This window comes from Burkholderia sp. MR1-5-21 (genome assembly GCF_053427715.1).
This window is the reverse complement of sequence record NZ_JBSAXD010000026.1, coordinates 64313-85237: the sequence shown is the minus strand read 5'-3', so window position 1 is coordinate 85237 and position 20925 is coordinate 64313. Positions and strand designations below refer to the sequence as shown.

Below are 20925 nucleotides of genomic sequence, written 5' to 3'. Positions count from 1 at the left end.
GCTGCGATTGCGTGCGGCGCATCGAAATGCGCGACGCGTCGCATCGCACGGGGATACGACACGGGCCTTCGATTCGAAGCGCGTGTCGGAAAGGTATGCGTCGCTACCGGGCGACGATGACGAACCGGTGCAGTGAGCGGGGAAAGCTCGCCGCACCATGGCTGAGCAGGTATACGATGATTCGCGACCAGGAAACACTCTCCCTTCTTCTCGATTCGATTTCGCGCTTTGTGCGCGAGCGACTGGTGCCGGCCGAAGACGAAGTTGCCGAAACCGACGAGATTCCCGCCGAGATCGTCGGCGAAATGCGCGAGCTCGGATTGTTCGGCCTGACGATCCCGGAAGAATACGGCGGACTCGGTCTGACGATGGAAGAAGAGGTGCTCGTCGCATTCGAAATTGCGCGAACCTCGCCCGCGTTCCGGTCGATCATCGGAACCAACAACGGCATCGGTTCGCAAGGCCTGATCGTCGACGGCACCGACGAGCAGAAGCGATTCTATTTGCCCAGACTGGCATCGGGTGAACTGATTGCGTCATTCGCTCTCACCGAGCCCGAAGCGGGCTCGGACGCGGGCTCGTTGCGGACGACGGCGGTCCGTGATGGTGACGACTACGTCATCAACGGCACCAAGCGCTTCATTACGAACGCGCCCGAGGCCGGCATCTATACGGTGATGGCCCGCACAAATCCGAAGGTCACGGGCACGGGCGGAATTTCCGCGTTCATCGTCGAAAAAAACACGCCCGGATTGTCGCTGGGAAAGATCGACAAGAAGATGGGGCAGCGAGGCGCACACACCTGCGACGTGATATTCGAAAACTGCCGGGTACCTGCAGCCAACCTGATCGGTGGCAAGGAGGGCGAAGGATTCAAGACGGCGATGAAGGTGCTCGACAAGGGGCGTCTGCATATTGCCGCGATCTGCGTCGGCGCAGCCGAGCGGATGTTGAGCGATGCGCTGCGCTATGCGATGGAGCGCCGGCAGTTCGGCAAGCCCATTGCCGAATTCCAGTTGATCCAGGCAATGCTCGCCGACAGTCGCGCGGAAATCTATGCGGCACGCTCGATGGTGCTCGACGCGGCCCGCCGCCGCGACAACAAGGAAGACGTATCGACGGAGGCGTCCTGCTGCAAGATGTTTGCGTCGGAAATGTGCGGACGTGTCGCGGATCGTGCCGTTCAGATCCATGGCGGCGCGGGCTATGTGTCCGAATACGCGGTCGAGCGATTCTATCGTGACGTTCGACTGTTCCGGATATACGAAGGCACCACGCAGATTCAGCAGATCGTCATTGCGCGCAACATGATGCGCGATGCCATGCGATAGGGCATGGCGGTCGGCGTTGCAAATGCCAAATACATCGCGTGCCGCCGGTTGCCGGGGGATGAAGGGCTGGTTCGTCGAAGGCAGGTCTGACGATCGCCGGGCGATACGCGTGCAGTGGGATATTCATACGATTGGGGAGTTTCATGAAGATATTGGTACCGGTAAAGCGTGTGGTCGATTACAACGTGAAGGTCCGCGTGAAGTCGGACAACACGGGCGTCGACATTGCGAACGTGAAGATGTCGATGAACCCGTTCGATGAAATCGCCGTTGAAGAAGCGGTGCGCCTGAAGGAAGCGGGCGTGGCGACCGAAGTGGTCGCAGTGTCGGTCGGTGTTGCGCAGGCGCAGGAAACGCTGCGTACGGCGCTGGCGATCGGTGCGGACCGCGCGATCCTCGTCGAGTCGAACGACAGTGTCGAGCCGCTGGCCGTCGCGAAGGTGCTGAAGGCGCTGGTCGACAAGGAGCAACCGCAACTGGTGATCCTCGGCAAGCAGGCGATCGACGACGATTCGAACCAGACCGGCCAGATGCTGGCTGCGCTGGCTAATCTGCCGCAGGCGACGTTCGCGTCGAAGGTCGTTGTAGCCGACGGCAAGGCGACGGTCGCGCGTGAAGTCGACGGCGGTGCGGAAACGCTGTCGCTGACGCTGCCGGCAGTCGTGACGACCGACCTGCGCCTGAACGAGCCGCGCTACGTGACGCTGCCGAACATCATGAAGGCGAAGAAGAAGCCGCTCGAGAGCGTGAAGCCGGAAGAGCTTGGCGTGGACGTGACGCCGCGTCTGAAGACGCTGAAGGTGGCGGAGCCGCCGAAGCGCGCAGCCGGCGTGAAGGTGCCGGACGTGAAGACGCTGGTCGAGAAGCTGAAGACCGAAGCCAAGGTGCTGTAAGAGGGAGCGGAAAGAAATGACGATTCTGGTTATTGCCGAACACGACAACGCGTCGATCAAGGCAGCGACGTTGAACACGGTGGGTGCTGCGCACGAGGTTGCCCAATCCGTTGGCGGCGACATTCACGTGCTGGTCGCGGGTCACAATGCGCAGGCGGCTGCGGATGCGGCGGCGAAGATTGCAGGCGTCAGCAAGGTCCTGCTGGCCGACGCACCGCAACTGGCCGCAGGCCTCGCGGAAAACGTCGAGGCAACCACGCTGAACATCGCGAAGGACTATTCGCACATCCTGGCGCCGGCAACTGCCTATGGCAAGAACATCGCGCCGCGTATCGCCGCGAAGCTGGACGTTGCGCAGATCTCCGACATCACGGCGGTCGATTCGGCCGACACGTTCGAGCGCCCGATCTATGCGGGCAACGCAATCGCGACGGTGCAATCTTCAGATCCGATCAAGGTGATCACGGTGCGTTCGACGGGCTTTGACCCGGTTGCAGCGGAAGGCGGCAGCGCAGCGGTCGAGAAGATCGAAGCGGCAGCCGACGCCGGAGTCTCGCAATTCGTGAGCCGTGAAGTGACGAAGCTGGACCGTCCGGAACTGACGTCGGCGAGCATCATCGTGTCGGGCGGCCGTGGCCTCGGCAGCGGCGAGAACTACACGAAGGTGCTGGAGCCGCTGGCAGACAAGCTTCAGGCTGCACTCGGCGCATCGCGCGCGGCAGTCGACGCGGGCTACGTGCCGAACGACTATCAAGTGGGCCAGACCGGCAAGATCGTCGCGCCGCAGCTGTACATCGCGGTCGGCATCTCGGGCGCGATCCAGCATCTGGCCGGCATGAAGGATTCGAAGGTGATCGTCGCGATCAACAAGGACGAAGAGGCCCCGATCTTCAGCGTGGCCGATTACGGTCTCGTCGGCGATCTGTTCACGCTCGTGCCGGAACTGGATGCAGCCTTGCCACGTGGCTGAGTTCCTCGCCACGATGTCGACTGCGGGGGAGAACCATGAATCTTCTCGATGACTTGCAGAAAGCAAGGGTGGAGGCGGCACATGCCGCCAACGTCGAAGATGCAGCCATCTGGAGATGGTTTTCGCCGCTGCTCGAGGAGCATCGCATTCGCTGGTGTCTTGCCGGACAGAATTGGCTCGTCAGCGTCGACAACCGGCACGTCGCGACCCATCGAAGCTTCGACTGCGCCATTCGCATGGCGAAGGAGAACGTAGAGCGACGCGTGACGTGCCAGGGAAAGCAGGCATCGGAAAAGAGGCGAGCCGCTTGACGGTCATGGTGCAAGCCAGGCCATGACGAGGCAACATCACAATCCGCTCGAAGCCCGCCGCAGGAAGACGATCAATGCCCGGCGCCTGCCGATAGTTTGTTCACGTGCAACGGAGCCGAAGGCGTCGATTGCCGCGAGTACGGGCGCCATGACATCGCCGCGCCCAGATAGGTGCTGACCGGAACACCGATCGCGATGGCGAGACGTCGGACGACGTGAACTCGGCTGCGCGGCGGGGGGCATGTTACGTGAGGACGGGAAGGAAAACGACGCGTGCCCTGTCATCGTGCAGGGACCACGAAATCGTGTACAGCGACGCACGATGCATGAAAGCGGGAAAGCATGAAAGCGGGAAAGCATGAAAGCGGGAAAGCGGGAAAGCGGGAAAGCGGGAAAGCGGGAAAGCGGGAAAGCGGGAAAGCCGGCGCATCGTGCGCCGGCCGGCCAGCAGATTGCCGGCGATCAGTTCGCCGGCGCCGAGCTGAGCGCGGTGCCGAGCGTCGGGTCGAGGTACAGCGGTGTCGTGTTCGGCTTCGACGCGAAGTCGAACAGCCCGCTCAGGTCGCCGGCCGTTGCATCGAACGAGCCGCCGCCGATGCGCTGGCCGCCGAGCCAGTTGTCCTCGATAAAGCGGACCACCGAGGCCTGGTCGACCAGCGTGTGGTCGACGTAGTTCTGCTTCGCGTACGGCGAGATCACGACAAGCGGAATGCGCACACCGGGGCCGCAGCGGCCGTTGACAGGCTGGCCTTTCATGCCTGCGGCGGCCTTGCCGGTGCCGCACTTGCCGTTGCCGTTCAACTGGTCGGCGGCGTCGAACGACGCGTGCGTCGGTTTCGCATAGACGTGATCGTACCAACCGTCCGAGTCGTCATAGGTGACGATCACGGCGGTGTTCTGCCAATCGGGCTGCTGCTGCAGGAAGTTGACGACCTTCGTCACGAACGCCTGCTCGTCGAGCGGATCGGAGTAGCCTGCGTGCCCATCCTGCGCCGCTGGTGCCTTCAGGAAGCTGACCGCCGGGAAGTTGCCGGCCCTCACGGCAGTGAAGAAATCGTCGGAGTCGTACTGGTGGTTCGCCGGTTCGGCCGTCTTGCCGTCGGTTTCGAGGCTCGAGCCGATCGCGGCGACCGAGCTCGGCCGCGTGTGCTGCGGGTTCGCGGTCGATGCGTAGTACTGGAACCAGTTGTGGTGCGGCTTGTAGTCTTTGGTCGCTTCGCTTACGGCGCTCGCGACCGTGCTTCGGCGGCAGCCCGTCGTGCCGTTGCCGTTCACGGTCGACAGGTTGAAGCCGCCCATGAACCCGCCCCACGTGATGTTCGCGCCATTCAGCAGGTCGCCGATGTTCTTGCCGGCCATCATCGCCTGGTCGGTCGTGCTCGAGCACACGTCATAGCCCGGGTCGACGTCGTTGATCATCGTGAAGCCGCCCTGGCCGTCATTGATGTAGTACGACGACGCGGCGAGCGTCGACGGCTGCTTCGACGTCTTGACGATCTGCATCCCGTTGGTCTGACCGGAGATCACGTTCAGCGCGCCCGGCGTCGACGGACCGTACGACGTCGTGTACATGTTGTCGCTCATCGCGAAGCGCTGCGCGTAGTTCCACAACGCGGTCACGGTGTTGCCGTCGAAGTAGCCCATCACCTGGCCCTTCGTGCCGAATGCGCCGGCGCCGCCGGACGAGCCCTTGCCCGTGTATTTCGGGAACAGGTCGGCGAGACCGTTGTCCTCGGCCTGCTGCTCGGCCGTGTACGCGTGGTTCTGGTCGGCGGTCGCGGCCTGCGTGCGGTCGAGGCGGAACGGGCTCGCGGCGTCGGTGCCGTTCGCGGTGTTCGTGGCGTTCGGGTTCGCGGTCAACAGCGTGCCGGTCAGGCCGTTGACGCTCGGCGTGCCGACCGCCGCGGTGAACGCAGGTTCGCCCGACGGATTGGTCGCGTTCGGATAGGTGCCGAAGTAGTGGTCGAACGACACGTTCTCGCCGTAGATGACGACGAGGTGCTTGATCGGCGTCGCCGTCCGGATGGCATCGGTCGATGTCCGGGCGAAAGCACGATTGGTTGATATCGGCATAGTCGCTGCAATTGCGAGTGCAGCTACAGAGAGCGTTATCAGTGTTTTCTGATGCATATGGATAAATTTCATTTCTTTTACGTTTCTAATTGCAATATCGAAAATCTTTCTTGCATTGAATTACGTGGGAATAATTAACGCATTATTCGGCGGGCGAATTGCAACACTCAAATGTGACAGGGCCGGGACTTCACGCCTTCATTTTGCCTGCGCACACCTGACTCAATCACTGCATGCGCTCTGACATCACCGGGATACGTACGTCATGCAGTTTTTGCAATCGTGCTTGCAAAAATTGCATTGGACATTCTTCCGCCATTCGCCCCGTAAATTCAAAAGCGCTGGAAAACATTCGCCAGATCTGCATAAATATTCAATAGAAAAACAGATGATTAAGGGAAGCTTAAGGGATATCGGCGTGTTGTCGGCTTGCAACATTCTCGGGCACTGATAAAAAGCATTGAGACGGAAAATGAAACGACACAGAGATGTCATTTCAGGTTCGTAAAGTCTGCGCTTCTTCGAATACGCATAAATGGCGCGGACGAAGGCTACGTCGATTCCACCAGCCTCGATTCGCGTTCAGTCCTCGAAGGAGTCCAAAGGAGACAAATAGCATTCCTGACCATAAGGGTATGGGCAGCGCTCGCGATCGCCTGTCCTGAACGCTTGCTCGTTCGCGGGCGCCCTGTTTCGGTCGGGAAATGTGCAACGACTATTGGAGAATCAACATGCCGCGCAGGCATATGTCAGGGGTGTTGCTGGGGGTAGCAAGCAGTGCGGTCATCACGATTGCGCATGCGGCCGATACCGGGGCGGTGCAAGGTCATGTGCTGTCGGGTGCGAACAAACAGCCGGTCGCCGGCGCTCGCGTACAGATCCGCGAGACCGGGTCGGTCGTCACGACCACGGCCGACGGGGAATTCCATTTCCCGAAGCTGGTTGCCGGACGCTATACGCTGGTCATCACAGCCGGGCATGCGAAGACCGTCGAACGGACTGTCGTGGTTCGAGCGGATGACACCACGCGAGACGATATCAGCGTCGGTCCGGCGGTTGCCTCGCTCGACCACGTCACCGTCACCGCGCAGCGCAGCGCGAATGTCGTCGCGCGCGCGACCCAGCAGAACGCAGCCAACATGATCACCGTGTTGACGGCCGACGATATCCGCAAGATGCCCGACGTCAATGCGGCCGAGGCCGTCGCACGCGCACCTGGCGTCTCGCTGGAATCCGATACCGGCGAGGGCCGCTATGTGAACATTCGCGGTCTCGACACGAATTTGAACAGCACGACGTTCGACGGCGTCCATTTGCCGCCGACCAACCCCGCATCGGCACAGGGCGGCGGTCGCGCCGTGGCGCTCGACACGATTCCATCCGGCATGATCGGCCAGATCGTCGTGACCGATACGAACAAGCCCGAGCAGGATGCGGATGCGCTCGGCGGCACGATCGACATCTTGCCGCGCACGCTCCCGCCCTCCGGCAAACCGTTCCTGAACGCAAAAATCGGCTCCGGCGTCGAGACGCTGCGCGGCACGTCGATCGAGAATGCCGAGCTGTCCGCCGGCGCGCGCTTCGGTGCTGCGGGCATCGTGGGCCTCGGGTCCGGCATCACGTCGTACTCGGATGCACCGTTCACGTTCATCGGCACCTTCGCGTACAACCAGGACCACCGCGGCATCGACGACGTCGAACCGAGCTACGCCGAACTGCCCGGCGCGCTGCACAACGCGTATGCGAACGTCGACGAGCGCTATTACAACTATCACCGCAAACGGATCGGGTTTGGCGGAGAGCTCGGCTTCCAGCCGAATGCCGACAACCGGTGGTACTTCCGGTACTACAACTTCGGCTATACCGAAACCGTGAACCGTCAGGATCTCGCGACCAACTACGCCGCGACCAATCCTGTGCTGAATCCCGACGGCACGATCACCGACAGCCTTGCCAACCCGGGCTACACGCGGGGGCTGCGCGACGAGAAGGAGACGCTGCGTACTCAGCTCTTCATGCTGGGCGGCGTCAACAAGCTGGGCGCCAACACGCTCGACTATCACGCTGCCTTCACCCGCGGTACCTACGACAAGCCGTACGACTATCAGTCGACGTTTGCGAACGGCAGTCCCGGCACCGTGAGGTACTTTCCCGGCAACGACTTCCCGACGCAGACAATACTGTCCGGCCCGAATCCGGCGGACCCGTCGGGCTACACGCTGAGCAGCATCAACAACCAGACGCAGTACGTGAAGACCGACGAATGGTCGGGTAACGTCAACTTCACGATGCCGACCCACTTCACGAACATCGACGACGAGCAGATCAAGGTCGGGGCGGGGTTGCGCCGCATGGCGTTCTCGAGCGAAACGCACAGTTATTCGTATGCGCCGGCAACGGGCATACCGCTGTCGCAGGCGGTGTTCGGCGACCCGATCGTGTTCTACAACGGCCAATACAACATCGGCCCGGCGATCAGCGATGGCACGATGCGCAACGTGTTCAACTCGGCGTCGGCCGCGGGTCTCGTGTCGTCCAATCCGCTTGGTGACGCTGCCGCGGCGTCGTCGATCAACGAAAACATCTACAGCCTGTACGGCCAGTATCAGTTCGGCTGGGGACGTTTCAGTGTGCTCGCGGGCCTGCGCGGTGAGTTCACGCAGGATACCTTCCGCGGCAACGTCGTCAACGGTAGCGATGTCACGCCCAACGAGACATCGCACAACTACTTCAACCTGTTCCCGTCGGTGCAGCTGCGTTACGACTTCACGCCGTCGCTGGTGGGCCGTGCGATCTATTCGAGCACGCTGGCGCGGCCGGGGTTCACGCAAACCAGCGCGTCTGTTACGGCCGATCCTGGAACGGGCACTGTAACGACCGGCAACCCGAACCTGAAGCCGACCAAGTCGCAAAACTTCGACCTCCAACTCGAGCAATATCTGCCGCACGGCGGGATCTTCTCGATCGGTGCATTCGACAAGTCGATGCGTGACTACGTCGTGAGCCGGACGCAGTTCGTCGACAGTTCGCCATACCTGACCTACCCGGGCCAGATCACGCTGCAGACCTTCGACAACGTGTCCTCGGCGCGCGCGCGTGGGGTCACGGTCAACTATGAACAGCATTTCAGCCAGCTGCCCGGCGTGTTCGGCGGTCTCGGCGCCGGCCTGAACTGGACCTGGGTCAACTCTCATCTCGACATCCGGCCCGGCGAGGACCACATGCTGCCATCGGCGCCGCGTAACACGTTCAACGCAAGCGTGTTCTACGAACGCGGTCCGCTGAACATGCGCCTCGCGGCATCGTATGTGGGCGCGAGCCTCTGGTCCGTCGGCGGCTCCGCCGCGACCGACGTCTATACCGACGCGCGTTTCTCGCTCGATTTCGGTGGCAGCTACCAGATCGCGAAGAACGTCGGCCTGTACGTCAACGTGAAGAACATCCTGAACACGCCGCTGAAGTTCTACGAAGGCTCGCCGAACCGGCCGATCCAGCGCGAATTCTACGGCCCGACCGTCATGGTCGGCCTCACCATCAACGAATGACCCGCACGGAGTGCGATCCCCATGAAACACAAAACCCTTGCATCTTTCCTGCTCGCCATGGGCACCGTGGCGTGTGCCGCGTCGCTGTCGGTTGCGGGCACCGCCGACGCAGCGCCGGCTCCGGACGACGCGCACTTTGCGATCGCGAAGCGCTTTCCGCTCGCTGGCGCCGAGCGGTGGGACTACGTCGGCTACGACGCCGCTCGCCATCACCTGTTCGTCAGCCGCGATACGCATGTTCAGGTACTCGATACCGAATCGGGCAAGCAGGTCGGTGATATCGCGAACACGCCTGGTGTCCACGGTTTCGCGTTCGTCGAGTCGAGCAAGCTCGGCTTCATCACGAACGGCCGGGCCGACACCATCACCGTGGTCGATCTCGACTCGCTGCAGACCGTCGATACGATCAAGGCCGGCGGTCCGGACCCGGACGGCATTCTGTATGTGCGCGATCTCGGCCGTCTCTTCGTCAGCAACGGTCATGACAAGAGTGTCAGCGCGATCGATGTGGGTACGCGCAAGGTCATCGCAACGATGTCGGTGGGCGGCAAGCCGGAGTCGCTGGCGGCCGACCGCTCCGGGCACGTGTTTGTCGCGGCTGAAGACACGAACGAGATCGTCGAGATGGACGGCAGGGCGAACAAGGTACTCAACCATTGGGCGCTCGCCGATTGCGACGGCCCGTCGGGTCTGGCGATCGACGCCGACACGGACCGGCTGTTCACGACGTGCGCGAACGGGAAGATGGCCGTCGTCGACGCAAGCACCGGCCGCAAGGTCGCCGCGTTGCCGATCGGCGGTCATCCGGATTTTGCCGCGTTCGATCCCGAGCTGAAGACGGCTTTCAGCTCGAACGGTGGCGACGGCACGCTGACGGTCGTGCACGAGCGTGATCGCGACCACTTCGAAGTGGTACAGAACGTCCGGACCCAGACCGGCGCGAAGACGATGGCGCTCGACGATCGCACCCATCGCGTCTACCTCGTGTCGGCGCAGTTTTCGGCGCCCGCCACTTCGGCCAACCCGCATCCGGACATCGTGCCGGATACCTTCAACGTGCTGGTCGCGGAACGCGGCGCAGCAAAAGCCGGCCACTGACGGACCGGAACATCCCGGCCGCCGGGCGGTGTTCGTGCCGGCCGGCGGCATCCCGGTAGCATTCGCAACGAACCAAGGTAATCACATGTTTCGCAATCTCGTCGATCTTTCCGTCCAGTCGTGTGGCCTGCTGCCGCTGATGGCGCTGATTTTCCTGGCGTCGCTGACCATCATCATCGAACGCCTGATGTTCTTTTCCACGTCGGTACGCAATGGCCGCCACCTCGAGTATGACCTCAAGCGCGTCGATCGCGCGAAGCCCGACGAAGTGAAGAAACTGATCGTGCAGTACGACGGGGCCGTGCAGAGCGAGCTGATGAAATCGGCGCTTGCGCTGCAGGGTCAGCCGATCGAGCACTTCGAGCGCGAGGTCGAGGAAAGCATCATGTTCCAGATGCGCAAGCTCGACCGCAACCTGTGGGTGCTCGATACCGCGGTAACGCTCGGACCGCTGCTCGGCCTGCTCGGCACGATTGTCGGGATGATCGGCGCATTCGACATCCTGGGCTCGTCCGGAACCAGCGATCCGATGGCCGTGTCGGGCGGGATCGCACACGCACTGATTGCGACCGCATGCGGGTTGGCTATTGCGCTGGTGGGCGTTGTCGCGCTGAACTACCTGAACAAGCGGGTGCGCATGGTGATCCTCCAGATGGACCTGATCAAGTCGATGCTGGTGTCGCGGCTCGCGGCATGAACGGACACCAACCGAACGACAGGAGAACGCCGTGAGAAACCATCGCTCGCACTACTTCGGGTCAGAAGAAAAGCCGCGCATCGAGATCATCCCGATGATCGACATCATGATGTTCCTGCTGGTCTTCTTCATGCTCGTCATGCTCAAGATGATCCAGGGCACCGGTCTCAAGCTCGAGCTGCCGCATTCGTCGACGGCGGCACGCATCGAGACGGTCAGCGTGACAGTCGGCGTCGAGAAGGATGGCGAACTTCATCTCGACCGCGACGGCGTTTCCGCCGACCAATTGGTGGCGCGCCTCAAGGGGATGCAGGCCGCCAAGCAGGTCGACGTGACCATTGAGGGTGACAAGGGCGTCGATTACGAAAGAATCGTCAAGACGATGGACCTGGTTCGCACCGCGGGAATCAGTTCGGTCGCACTGGCGACCGATACGAACTAGCCAAGCGAGTTGACTGTCATGAACATGAGCATTCCCGACAAGCTGCGGGGCGCTGAGTGGCCGCGCGTAGCAGAAGGGTCGGGCAGACGCAGCGCGATGCTCGTCGCACTGTGTGCCGCGGCGCTGATTGAGGCCGCGCTGATCGCCGCTGCGCTCTCGTCGCATGCACCAGCGCCTGTCACCACGCATGCAAAGCGTGTGATGCAGATGCGGTTCGTGGAGGTCGTGCCGCCATCGCCGCCACCTCCGCCGCCTGTCGTCAGGAAGATCGTGAAGCGGGAGTCGGAGGTGCCGGTGCGCAAGCCGGTGCCGCGGCCGGCTGCCCCGGCCGTACCCGTTCAGCCGCTGCCGTCACCCGCGCCGCAGGCGCCTGCCGTTCCATTGGCCACCCAGGCTGCGCCTTCGCATACCCAGGCGCCTTCAGCCCCGGCCGCAGGCGCGACTTCGGCAAAGGCCGCGGCCACGGCGCCAGCGCAGTCGACCGACATAGCGATCGTCTGCCCGGTCCAGGTCAAGCCCGACATGCCGGCCCGCGCATTGGCCGAGGGCATCAGCGGCTCGGTGACGGCTCGCGCGACGATCGCGGGGGGCAAGGTCATTCACGTCGACATCGTCGATTCGACGCCGCCGGGCGTTTTCGACGGATCTGTCCGCCGGGCGATGGCGCGCTACCAGTGCACGGCCAACGGTACCGTCGTCGTCGAACAATCGTTTGATTTTGCCGAAGCCGACTGACGACCTGGGTGCGGCAACCCCGCGACGCCGCGCACGTGAACACGCTAACGCGCCGAACGTGTGCGGCATCGGTCGCGCGGCTGACAACCCTGCCGGGAGCCGAGGTATTCGGCGACATGTTGTCAGCGGTGATCGACCGCGTTCTGCGGTGGTACTGCAAGCGTCGACTCCGCCGTTCGCATGGCGAAGGAAAGCGTGGAGCGAAGCGCGACGGCCCGGGGAAAGCAGGCTTCGGAAAAGAGACGAGCCGCTTGACGGTCATGGTGCAGGCCAGGCCATGACTCGACAACACGACAATTCGCGCGAAGCCCGCCACAGGATGGCGATCAATGCCCGGCGCCCGGTGCCTGCCGATAGTTTGCTCCGGTTCCCTGAGCAATTTGCATGAGCAACAGCGCGAGGCCGATGACTGATACGACTGCGCCGGTCGCGCCGGTCGATGCGATGCCGACATGATCGATCGTCAGGCCGCCGAGCAACGAGCCGAGCGCGATGCCCGAATTGAACCCCGCGATGTTCAGGCCAGCCGCGACGCCATGGGCATTCGGGGCATGCGTTTCGGCAACGCCGATCAGGCGGGCTTGCAACGCCGGCACCGACGCGAACGTGAACAGACCGAGCAATGCGACGAGGACAGCCATGCTGACCGGCGACGACGCCAGCGCCCACATGCCGAGCGCGGCGATGGCGATGCCGGCGATCAGCAGCGTGCTGGCGCGATTCGCGCCGAGACGATCGGTCATCTTGCCGCCCATGATGTTGCCGACTGCAGCGAGCACGCCGTAAATCATCATGAAGATGCTGACGGTATGCGTGCTGAGCCCGGTGACCTGAGTCAGCATCGGTGCAATGTACGTGTAGGCGGTGAACGATCCCGCATAGCCGAACACGGTGACGAGCGCACCCATCAGGAGCTTGCCGTGGAACAGCGTCTTCAGCGCCGTCAGCGCCGACGGTCCCGTGTCCTGTTCACTGCGCATGGGATCGCGCATGCCGAGCAGCAGGCCAACGAAGCCGATTGCGCCGAACGCGCCGATTGCCGCGAGTACGGGGCGCCACGACATCGCCGCGCCCAGATAGGTGCTGACCGGAACGCCGATCGCCATGGCGAGCGTAAAGCCGCCGAAAACGACGGCAACGGCGCTGCCCGCTTTCTTCGAACCGGCAAGTCGCGCAGCCGTGCTCGACGCGACGGCAAGGAAGAGCCCATGTCCGATGCCGGCGACGAAGCGGGCGGCGAGCAGCATGGACAGGTTCGTTGCGGCGGCAGCGAGGAAGCTTCCCGCGGCAAAGACGAGGGTCGTCGCGAGCATCGTGCGCTTGCGGGACCATGTCGCGGTCAGCGCGCTGAGAATGGGCGCCGAGAAAGTGGCGCCAAGCGCGTATGCCGTGATGGCCGTACCGGTTTGCGCGATATCGACGCCGAGCGTTCTGGCCATCACGTCCGTCAGCCCGATCGGGACGAATTCGGCCAGTCCGAGCGCAAACGCGCTCAGTGCAAAGATGTAAATGACGAATGGCATGGCTGGATCTGCGAATAGGGTAAATGGGAAGCCGACTGATACTCGGGATTACCCTAGTGTAGAGATGCGCCAGCCATCAATGAAATCACGCTTTTTGGTCTCTGGGATAACGTGATTTATGGCTCGATAGCGGTCGTCACTGCGGTGCGTTGAACGCGTTCAGCAAGTAGTCCCGCGCATGGACGATACGGGGCGTCCGCATGGCCCTCTTGTTCCAGACAAGATAGAGATTGTTGGTGGGGGCGTTCTCGGGCGCGGTCAGCGAAACCAGCCGCCCCGACTCCAGTGACCCGGCGCACAGATAGTCCGGCAGTGCTGTCCAGCCGTATCCGCCGGCCACGAGGCGTTCGATGATCCGCAAGTCGGGAATCGTCAACGATGCCTGTATCGTCGGCGCCATCTGGAACATCGAGGTCCAGACGAGGCGTATCAGCGCCAGATCCTCATCGTAGGCAATGATTGGCAGCGTGGAGAGCGTGGCGGCGGTCGGATTTCGTCCGACCTGTCTTGCGAGCTCGGGCGCAAGGACGAGCAGAAAGCGTTCGGTCAGAAGCCGCGCAAAACCGTGCGAGGTGGAATCCGGCATCGACGCGGTAATCGCGAGATCCGCCGTGCCATCGTTGAGCAACTGGTAGATGCGGTCGCGGTTGCCGATATGAAACCGGATCAGAAACCCTTGTTCCATGAGCGGAGCAAGCGCGGCGGCCACATGCGAGCAGATGAAATCGGACGGACCGACGACATGGATCGTCCCGCCAGGCATCGCGCCGGATCGATACGACGCAAGCTTCATTTCGAGTCCGTCGAGATACGGTGCGACGGATCTCGCAAGCTCGTCGGCGGCTTCTGTCGGGAGTACGCCGCGGGCACGCCGGATGAAGAGCGGCTTTCCAACGAGTGCCTCGAGCGCCTGAATATGCATCGAAGCCGCCGGCTGGGTAATGCCCAGCTGCTCCGCGGCCTTGGAGAAGGATTTCAGGCGATAGGCGTCGAGAAACGTCCGCAGATGTGTAAGGTGACTCATGTGCGTTTCGGATGATGTGCAACGAAATTGCGCAGCGCATGCGGCGACGGATCACCCGGCCGGCCGAGCCCATGTTCGGCGGATCCATGCGTCACGCCGGTGTCGATTCAGTGCCCTTTGATCCCGAGTGTCACGAGTACCTGCGAGAAGCTGGCCGCCGATGGTTCGTCGGCACTCAGCGCACATTCGATTACCGCATCGCCTTCGAGCGTGCTCAAGAGCAGACGCGCTGCGTGCTCGGGGGGAAGGGGCGTCGTTTGTCCGCGCGACTCGCCGTGCTCCCGGATGACTTCCTGAATCCAGTTCAGCTGCATGCGGAACAATTTTACGATCTCTTTGCGCAACGCATTGGGCACCGAAGAGCGAGCCGCAGCCAACACGCTCGACAGCGGCGCGAGCCCTTTCTCGAATCCTTCCGAAAACAGACACGCGTACGCGATCAGTCGGCTCTCCGCATCGCGATACTCGAGCTTGATGTCATATAACTCGGTCTTGATGTGCGCGATGTGCTGCCTGATCAGCGTGGTGCAAAGCGCCTCCTTGGTCCGGAATTCCGCAAGCGATGCGCTCGACCCGAGATCGGACAGATGAAACGCCTGGTATCCACGTGTGCGAATCAGCCGCTCCGCGTCGGCGAGTAGGGATTGCATTGGGACGGAACGCATCGGATTGGAGGGCATGCAACGATTGAAATGTCGGAAGTGAGCAGTTGGCAGCGACCGACTGCTCCAGATCGATTGCGCAGTATAGGGGGGCAGTAATAAGCATTTGCGCCAAAATCGCTTACTGCTTTGGGCCACAGTGGTATGTTCAAACCATCATCTCGAGATCAACCAGTCGGAACAGACTGCAATCGATCCGCCTGACCCGGGATTCGACTGCAGCATCAGGCGTGGGCGGCATCGGCAGCGTCGAAACATCCTGTACACATGGCGCGAACGCCACGCGTACAGGACCGTCCGGATATCACTGGTTAGTCCGCTGGGTGAGCAGGGTAGTCGGTATAACCTTCTGCACCACCGCCGAAGTAACTGGCGGGGACGCCGTCGCTCAGAGCATGCCCATGCTTCAGGCGAGCAGGCAGGTCAGGATTCGAGATGAACGGCCGGCCGAACGCGATGATGTCTGCGCGGCCGCTGGACAGTGCCCGTTCCGCGGTCTCGCGATCGTAACCACCGGCGAGCATCAGTACCCCGTCGAATTCACCGCGCAGTTGCTTGATGATTGCGTCCCACCGTGGGTCATGCTGTTCATCCTTGACCGTACCGACCATGGCGGGCTCCACGAGGTGCAGGTACGCAAGGCCGAAGCGGTTCAGATTGCGCACGATGTAGCCGAACGTTGCCTCGGGCGTTTCGTCGTTCATGCCCATGAAGCGCCCCATCGGCGTCAGTCGCACAGCCACGTTTTCTGCGCCGACTTCGTCGGCGATCGCCGCGACAACCTCGAGAAGCAGCCGCGCGCGATTCTCGATGCTGCCGCCATACGCATCCGTGCGCTGGTTGCTGCTGCTGTTGATGAACTGATCGAGCAGGTATCCATTGCCCGCATGGATCTCCACGCCGTCCATGCCCGCCGCCATCGCATTTTTTGCGGCCTGCCGGTAGTCGGCGACGATCTCGCGAATGCCGTCGATGCTGAGTGCCTGCGGCACGGGGATTTCGCCCCAAACACCGTTGCCGGCATCGTCGACGATAAATGTCTTGCCCGGGACGGGAAGCGCACTGGGCGCCACGGGCAGGGCGCCGCCCGGCTGAAACACCGGGTGCGAAACGCGGCCCACGTGCCAGAGCTGAAGGAAGATGTGACCGCCTTCCTTGTGCACGGCTTCGCTCACGGCGCGCCAGCCTTGAATCTGCTCTTCGCTGTGAATTCCCGGCGTCCATGCATAGCCTTGACCCTGCTGGGAAATCTGCGTCGCCTCCGTGACGATGAGGGCGGCGCTTGCGCGCTGGCGATAGTATTCGACGTTCATCGCCGACGGGACGTTGCCCGGCTGTGCGGCGCGCGAGCGCGTCAGCGGCGCCATGGCGACGCGGTGTTCGAGATCAAGGTGACCAATTTTGATGGGCTGAAAAAGGCTTGTCATTTCCGTGCTCCTGGGGCGAATCGTATGGGATCGATCGACTGCACGCGGTGGCTCTGTTCTCCAAACGCCACGCATGTGCGACAGGAGTGACAGTAGCCGACGCGGCGGCGCGGCAGAATACGAACCCTGTGCCATCCTCCTTTGCAGTTTGTGCAATGCCAGTCCTGCCACTCGGCCCACGCGTGTTGCCAACGGACGACGCGCAAAACGTAGCGATGCGGCACCTTTAATTTATCCATTGATAATCACAATGGCGCCGCCGGTCGCGGTGGTGCGTACGTTCGCAAGCAGACGAGCCCGCAATCTCGTCATGCGTAACACGCTGCCTCCTATTCGGGGACATTCGATCGCCGGAGCTCGACGGTATGGAGGAAACCATGGGTCGACTTGTCCGTCGGCACGAGTGTTCCGTGTTCGCGCCGACGACACTGTGTCTCCGGCCCGGGCAATTCGTCGCGGCAAGTCATCCGAATGCGCGGATTGTCCAGTCGATTGCCGCAAGATCGATCTGCCGCCTCATCAGTGAAATCACAGCCTTCATCGGCTGCGCCCCATGCGCCAGATGGACGTGTCGCCCCGAAAAACAGGTGATTCGCCGCCTGTCCTCGTTACGGTCATGACAGCGTGCTTCCGATGCTGGAGGCTGCTGCGGCCATTCCCTATCGAACCGGCCAAACCGGTTTTCGACGGACGCTGCAAGCCGATCGGCGACTTTGGCACGGATATCGCTTTATTGCTTGCTGATGGCGCGCGAGGTGCCCGTGACTCACATGCACGACGCCGTCTGTCAAAAACCATCGAACCTCGTCGATACACGTCGCGGATTGCGTGGCGCTCGCCACGGCTTGGCATGCGCTGATCAAGGGTGTTGACCATCGAGCATCGTGGATTCGATTGAGCCACTGCCTGACGAATCGACGCGCGGACCCTCGGCGTATCGATGTGTCGTGCAGGAATCCGGTGGTTTGGAACTGCGAAGGAGTTCGAGACAAGTGAAATTGGAGACGAGAATGGAAACTGTGCGCGCAAGCCGCTTCGGACAAGTGGCAACGGATGAGTCGATTGACGAGAAGAGAAAGCGTGCGATCAAGGGCGCGGTCTTTTCCGAATTCATCGACATGTTCGACATCTATCTGCCGGTGATCATCCTCGCGCCGATACAGTCGTATTTCCTGCCGAAGAATGTGTCTGGCGGCCATCAGGCAGTACTGGAATCGCTGGTCTTCATTACGACGCTGCTCGGCCGTCCGCTCGGCGCATTGCTGTTCGGCCGAATAGCGGATCGCGTCGGTCGCCGCACGGCGTCGATCTTGTCAGTGACGGGATTCGGCGTGGCCACCTTGCTGATCGCGCTGATTCCCGGCTACGCATCGATCGGAATCGCGTCGTACTGGCTTCTGGTCCTGTTGCGATTTGTCGACGGGATATTTCTCGGCGGCGGGTATACCGGTGCGTTGCCACTTGCCATCGAGTACTCCAGGAAGGCGCAACGCGGCCTCGTCGGGGGCCTGATTCTCGCCGGCTTCCCGGCCGCATACGTCGCGATCAACGTCATGGCCATGGTCATGTTCGCGCTGTTCCCGCTGGGCGGGCCCGACTCGCCGTACGCGATGTGGGGTTGGCGTATTCCCTTCATCGTCGGCGCGGCAATGGCTGCGTTGCTGGCCGTGTATTACGTCCGCAAGGTTGCCGAATCCGAGGTATGGGCCGGGAAGTCCGCGCGAAAGCCGCAGGCAACCTCCGCCACCCGACTGGTCAGCGGTCAGCAGTTTCGCAATCTCCTTCAGGTGCTCCTGATGATGACCGGATTCTGGCTGACGCAAAACGTGGTCGGGCTGTTTCTTCCCACCGGGATCTTGCTGAAGACGCTGCACCTCACGGCGTTCGAGATGACGACCACACTGATGATCTCGTATTCCGTGCTCTGTTTCGGCTATGTCGGTGCCGGCATTTTGGGGCAATGGATCGGCCGACGGACGATGCTGTCCATGATCGGTGCGCTTTCGGCTAGCGTCGGTGCCGTTCTGCTCTATGCGCTGATCGAGTCGAAGGGAGCCAGTCTGATCCACATCGCGTTGCTCGTATGCGGCCTCGCGATCGTCGTGAGTTCTGCGTGGGCGGTCATCGTCACCTATATCAATGAACGCTTTGCAACGGGTGTCCGCGCAACGGGTTTCGGCGTCGGCTATAGCCTGTCGGTCATTGTTCCGTCCTTCTATGCGTTCTACATGAACTGGCTCGGATCCGTGATGCCGTTGCGATATGCGCCGGTCGCGCTGCTGGTGATAGGCGGAATTGTCGCGTGTCTCGGTGCGCTCATGGGCCCGGAGACCAGGAATGCCGAGCTTTGAATATCCGGCCGTTGATCGACATCCGGATAACCGTATCGGCGATATCGATGAGGTGGGCATAAATCTTCACAACGACATCGCGCAGATGAGGGCCGTCGCCGGAGTCGCAGTCGCGAGCCGATCGATTCTGGCGTGAGCTCGACGTCGCAGAACGAATCGTTTCGTCATTTTCCGGAAATCGACGGATTCGATGCGCTACCGATGCGATCGCGGGTCTACTTCGGCAAATCATACCGAAGCCATTCGCCTATCCTAGCAACGAGCACTACTCCCAGCACCCGCTCGAAAAAAGACTCATCGACTACGGGGTGGCTGACACAAGGAGTCGGTGTCGCAGTGAAACGCGAGCATCGGGACTCGGCCGTTCGTTCGACCAGCATCTTCCGATCGCAATGACGCTGCCGATCAATGCGATGCAGACATGCGGAGACGGGGCAAGCGAAACGAACCGATGTTCGGCACGGTAGAGACTTTTGACGAGGAAGACAAATGGAACGATTCGAAGTGGAAATCCGCAAATCGGAGAAATGCTTGTCGCCTGAAGATCGCACGCGACTGCTCGAGTCTCGGCCGAAGTTCGGCGAGGCATTCACTGACCACATGCTGATCGCCGAGTATGACAGGTCGAACGGCTGGCATGACTTTGCCGTCACCGGATTCGACGACATCAGCATGCATCCCGCAAGCCATGTGATCCACTATGGTCAGTCGATCTTCGAAGGCATGAAGGCATATCGGCAACCCGACGGTTCGATCGCAACGTTTCGCCCACGCGTCAACGCGGAGCGCTTTGCCGCGAGCGCACGGCGACTGGCAATGCCGCCGATCTCCGAAGCGATGTTCCTGAAGTCGCTCCAGGCGCTGGTCGAAACCGAGCAGGACTGGGTGCCGAACGACCTCGGCGAGAGTCTGTACTTGCGCCCGGTCATGTTTTCTCGCGATCCCGTTCTGTTGACGAAGCCGTCGGCAACCTACACGTTTGCGGTCCTCGCGTCGCCGTCCGGCGCGTACTTCAAAAACGGCGTACAGCCGGTCGATGTCTGGGTGTCGCGCGAATATATCCGTGCGGCGCCGGGCGGAACAGGCGAAGCGAAATGCGCGGGCAATTACGCTGCCGCACTGGCCGCGCAACAGCAGGCAATCGAGAATGGGTGCGAACAGGTGATCTGGCTCGATGCCCACGGCCGAACCGCGATCGAGGAAATGGGCGGCATGAACGTGTTTTTCGTATTCCGCGAAGGCGGCAAGGTCAAACTGGTGACACCGCAGGCGTCTGGCACGATCCTGAAGGGCGTGACACGGGATTCGATCTTGACCTTGGCGAAGGACAGCGGGTACGAAGTGGAAGAGCGGCGAATCGAAATCGGCGAGTGGGAGGCCGCTTCCAGGTCCGGCGCGATGACGGAGGCATTCGCATGTGGAACAGCCGCCATCGTCGTTCCGATCGGCCGCGTGAAATCCGTCGACGGCGAGTTTGTCATCGGTGACGGGCAAGCCGGCCCGGTGGCGATGTCGCTTCGGAGCAAGCTGCTGTCGATTCAGCACGGATTGCAACCTGACACGCATGGATGGCTCTATCCGTTGGTGAAGGCAAGCTGACCTGCAGCAATCTGTCCGCCGAAAATACTCAGCACTGCAAGGATTATCGGTCTCGTCGATGACCGGCGGTGGTGTCGAACGGGGTAACGACCCCGTCCGGCACGCAAGCGCGCCGTCGGGTCATTGCTCCCGTTCCGCTGCCGCTTCCTGCTTCTCGCTGTACCTCCCGCATTCTCTCACCACACGCGTCGTCTTTTGCGTGAATGCGCATTCACACATCGCGCGACGCACGCCGACTGACAAT

16 protein-coding genes and 1 pseudogene are annotated in these 20925 nt (G+C 61.8%); 12 read left to right on the top strand and 5 right to left on the bottom strand.

Annotated elements, in window-relative coordinates; translation table 11 throughout:
* Nucleotides 1-176 precede the first annotated feature (176 nt).
* The 4 genes from ACV229_RS29535 (at nt 177) to ACV229_RS29520 (ending at nt 3505) form a co-directional block, all read left to right on the top strand.
* On the top strand, nt 177-1331 hold the full coding sequence (locus ACV229_RS29535; RefSeq protein ID WP_448086648.1) for an acyl-CoA dehydrogenase family protein: 1155 nt from the start codon (nt 177-179) through the stop codon (nt 1329-1331).
* Nucleotides 1332-1474: 143 nt separating this feature from the next.
* Complete coding sequence (locus tag ACV229_RS29530; RefSeq protein WP_448086612.1) at nt 1475-2224, top strand: electron transfer flavoprotein subunit beta/FixA family protein; 750 nt, start codon at nt 1475-1477, stop codon at nt 2222-2224.
* A gap of 16 nt (nt 2225-2240) precedes the next feature.
* Nucleotides 2241-3194: an electron transfer flavoprotein subunit alpha/FixB family protein gene (locus ACV229_RS29525; RefSeq protein WP_448086611.1), complete on the top strand. Its 954-nt coding sequence runs from the start codon at nt 2241-2243 to the stop codon at nt 3192-3194.
* A gap of 35 nt (nt 3195-3229) precedes the next feature.
* Complete coding sequence (locus tag ACV229_RS29520; RefSeq protein WP_448086610.1) at nt 3230-3505, top strand: hypothetical protein; 276 nt, start codon at nt 3230-3232, stop codon at nt 3503-3505.
* A 462-nt stretch (nt 3506-3967) separates the two neighbouring features.
* Here ACV229_RS29520 and ACV229_RS29515 read toward each other — a convergent pair.
* Nucleotides 3968-5545: pseudogene (locus tag ACV229_RS29515) on the bottom strand (phospholipase C); the annotation flags it as partial.
* A gap of 764 nt (nt 5546-6309) precedes the next feature.
* Here ACV229_RS29515 and ACV229_RS29510 point away from each other — a divergent pair.
* The 5 genes from ACV229_RS29510 to ACV229_RS29490 all read left to right on the top strand — a co-directional run bounded on the left by ACV229_RS29510 (nt 6310) and on the right by ACV229_RS29490 (nt 12095).
* Nucleotides 6310-9123: a TonB-dependent receptor gene (locus tag ACV229_RS29510; protein ID WP_448086609.1), complete on the top strand. Its 2814-nt coding sequence runs from the start codon at nt 6310-6312 to the stop codon at nt 9121-9123.
* Between the two features lie 21 nt (nt 9124-9144).
* A complete protein-coding gene (locus tag ACV229_RS29505; RefSeq protein WP_448086608.1) occupies nt 9145-10221 on the top strand; it encodes a YncE family protein in 1077 nt (358 codons plus the stop codon).
* 85 nt (nt 10222-10306) lie between these two features.
* Complete coding sequence (locus ACV229_RS29500; RefSeq protein ID WP_448086607.1) at nt 10307-10918, top strand: MotA/TolQ/ExbB proton channel family protein; 612 nt, start codon at nt 10307-10309, stop codon at nt 10916-10918.
* Nucleotides 10919-10949: 31 nt separating this feature from the next.
* Complete coding sequence (locus tag ACV229_RS29495; RefSeq protein WP_448086606.1) at nt 10950-11360, top strand: ExbD/TolR family protein; 411 nt, start codon at nt 10950-10952, stop codon at nt 11358-11360.
* Between the two features lie 18 nt (nt 11361-11378).
* On the top strand, nt 11379-12095 hold the full coding sequence (locus ACV229_RS29490) for a hypothetical protein (protein ID WP_448086605.1): 717 nt from the start codon (nt 11379-11381) through the stop codon (nt 12093-12095).
* A gap of 326 nt (nt 12096-12421) precedes the next feature.
* Here the strand turns inward: ACV229_RS29490 and ACV229_RS29485 are convergent, their stop codons facing one another.
* From ACV229_RS29485 to ACV229_RS29470, 4 genes are all read right to left on the bottom strand, one after another.
* Nucleotides 12422-13618 carry an MFS transporter gene (locus tag ACV229_RS29485; protein ID WP_448086604.1) on the bottom strand — a complete coding sequence of 399 codons (1197 nt, stop codon included), beginning with the start codon at nt 13616-13618 and terminating at the stop codon, nt 12422-12424.
* A gap of 136 nt (nt 13619-13754) precedes the next feature.
* Complete coding sequence (locus ACV229_RS29480) at nt 13755-14642, bottom strand: LysR family transcriptional regulator (protein ID WP_448086603.1); 888 nt, start codon at nt 14640-14642, stop codon at nt 13755-13757.
* A gap of 107 nt (nt 14643-14749) precedes the next feature.
* Nucleotides 14750-15322 carry a hypothetical protein gene (locus ACV229_RS29475; protein ID WP_448086602.1) on the bottom strand — a complete coding sequence of 191 codons (573 nt, stop codon included), beginning with the start codon at nt 15320-15322 and terminating at the stop codon, nt 14750-14752.
* A 293-nt stretch (nt 15323-15615) separates the two neighbouring features.
* A complete protein-coding gene (locus ACV229_RS29470) occupies nt 15616-16731 on the bottom strand; it encodes an alkene reductase (protein ID WP_448086601.1) in 1116 nt (371 codons plus the stop codon).
* 1010 nt (nt 16732-17741) lie between these two features.
* On the opposite strand from ACV229_RS29470, the gene ACV229_RS29465 reads away from it, so the two are divergent.
* The 3 genes from ACV229_RS29465 to ACV229_RS29455 all read left to right on the top strand — a co-directional run bounded on the left by ACV229_RS29465 (nt 17742) and on the right by ACV229_RS29455 (nt 20681).
* Entirely contained in the window at nt 17742-19082 is a 1341-nt protein-coding gene (locus tag ACV229_RS29465; protein ID WP_448086600.1) for an MFS transporter, read from the top strand.
* On the top strand, nt 19069-19218 hold the full coding sequence (locus ACV229_RS29460) for a hypothetical protein (RefSeq protein ID WP_448086599.1): 150 nt from the start codon (nt 19069-19071) through the stop codon (nt 19216-19218). The genes ACV229_RS29465 and ACV229_RS29460 overlap by 14 nt, the downstream gene beginning before the upstream one ends.
* Nucleotides 19219-19571: 353 nt before the next feature.
* A complete protein-coding gene (locus ACV229_RS29455; RefSeq protein ID WP_448086598.1) occupies nt 19572-20681 on the top strand; it encodes a branched-chain amino acid aminotransferase in 1110 nt (369 codons plus the stop codon).
* The last annotated feature ends 244 nt before the right edge of the window (nt 20682-20925 follow it).

Coding starts and splice junctions, on each gene's coding strand:
- ACV229_RS29520 (WP_448086610.1), top strand. CDS start 3,230: ATGAATCTTCTCGATGACTTGCAGAAAGCAAGGGTGGAGGCGGCACAT.
- ACV229_RS29530 (WP_448086612.1), top strand. CDS start 1,475: ATGAAGATATTGGTACCGGTAAAGCGTGTGGTCGATTACAACGTGAAG.
- ACV229_RS29485 (WP_448086604.1), bottom strand. CDS start 13,618: ATGCCATTCGTCATTTACATCTTTGCACTGAGCGCGTTTGCGCTCGGA.
- ACV229_RS29505 (WP_448086608.1), top strand. CDS start 9,145: ATGAAACACAAAACCCTTGCATCTTTCCTGCTCGCCATGGGCACCGTG.
- ACV229_RS29475 (WP_448086602.1), bottom strand. CDS start 15,322: ATGCCCTCCAATCCGATGCGTTCCGTCCCAATGCAATCCCTACTCGCC.
- ACV229_RS29480 (WP_448086603.1), bottom strand. CDS start 14,642: ATGAGTCACCTTACACATCTGCGGACGTTTCTCGACGCCTATCGCCTG.
- ACV229_RS29490 (WP_448086605.1), top strand. CDS start 11,379: ATGAACATGAGCATTCCCGACAAGCTGCGGGGCGCTGAGTGGCCGCGC.
- ACV229_RS29455 (WP_448086598.1), top strand. CDS start 19,572: ATGGAACGATTCGAAGTGGAAATCCGCAAATCGGAGAAATGCTTGTCG.
- ACV229_RS29525 (WP_448086611.1), top strand. CDS start 2,241: ATGACGATTCTGGTTATTGCCGAACACGACAACGCGTCGATCAAGGCA.
- ACV229_RS29470 (WP_448086601.1), bottom strand. CDS start 16,731: ATGACAAGCCTTTTTCAGCCCATCAAAATTGGTCACCTTGATCTCGAA.
- ACV229_RS29500 (WP_448086607.1), top strand. CDS start 10,307: ATGTTTCGCAATCTCGTCGATCTTTCCGTCCAGTCGTGTGGCCTGCTG.
- ACV229_RS29535 (WP_448086648.1), top strand. CDS start 177: ATGATTCGCGACCAGGAAACACTCTCCCTTCTTCTCGATTCGATTTCG.
- ACV229_RS29510 (WP_448086609.1), top strand. CDS start 6,310: ATGCCGCGCAGGCATATGTCAGGGGTGTTGCTGGGGGTAGCAAGCAGT.
- ACV229_RS29465 (WP_448086600.1), top strand. CDS start 17,742: ATGGAAACTGTGCGCGCAAGCCGCTTCGGACAAGTGGCAACGGATGAG.
- ACV229_RS29460 (WP_448086599.1), top strand. CDS start 19,069: ATGCCGAGCTTTGAATATCCGGCCGTTGATCGACATCCGGATAACCGT.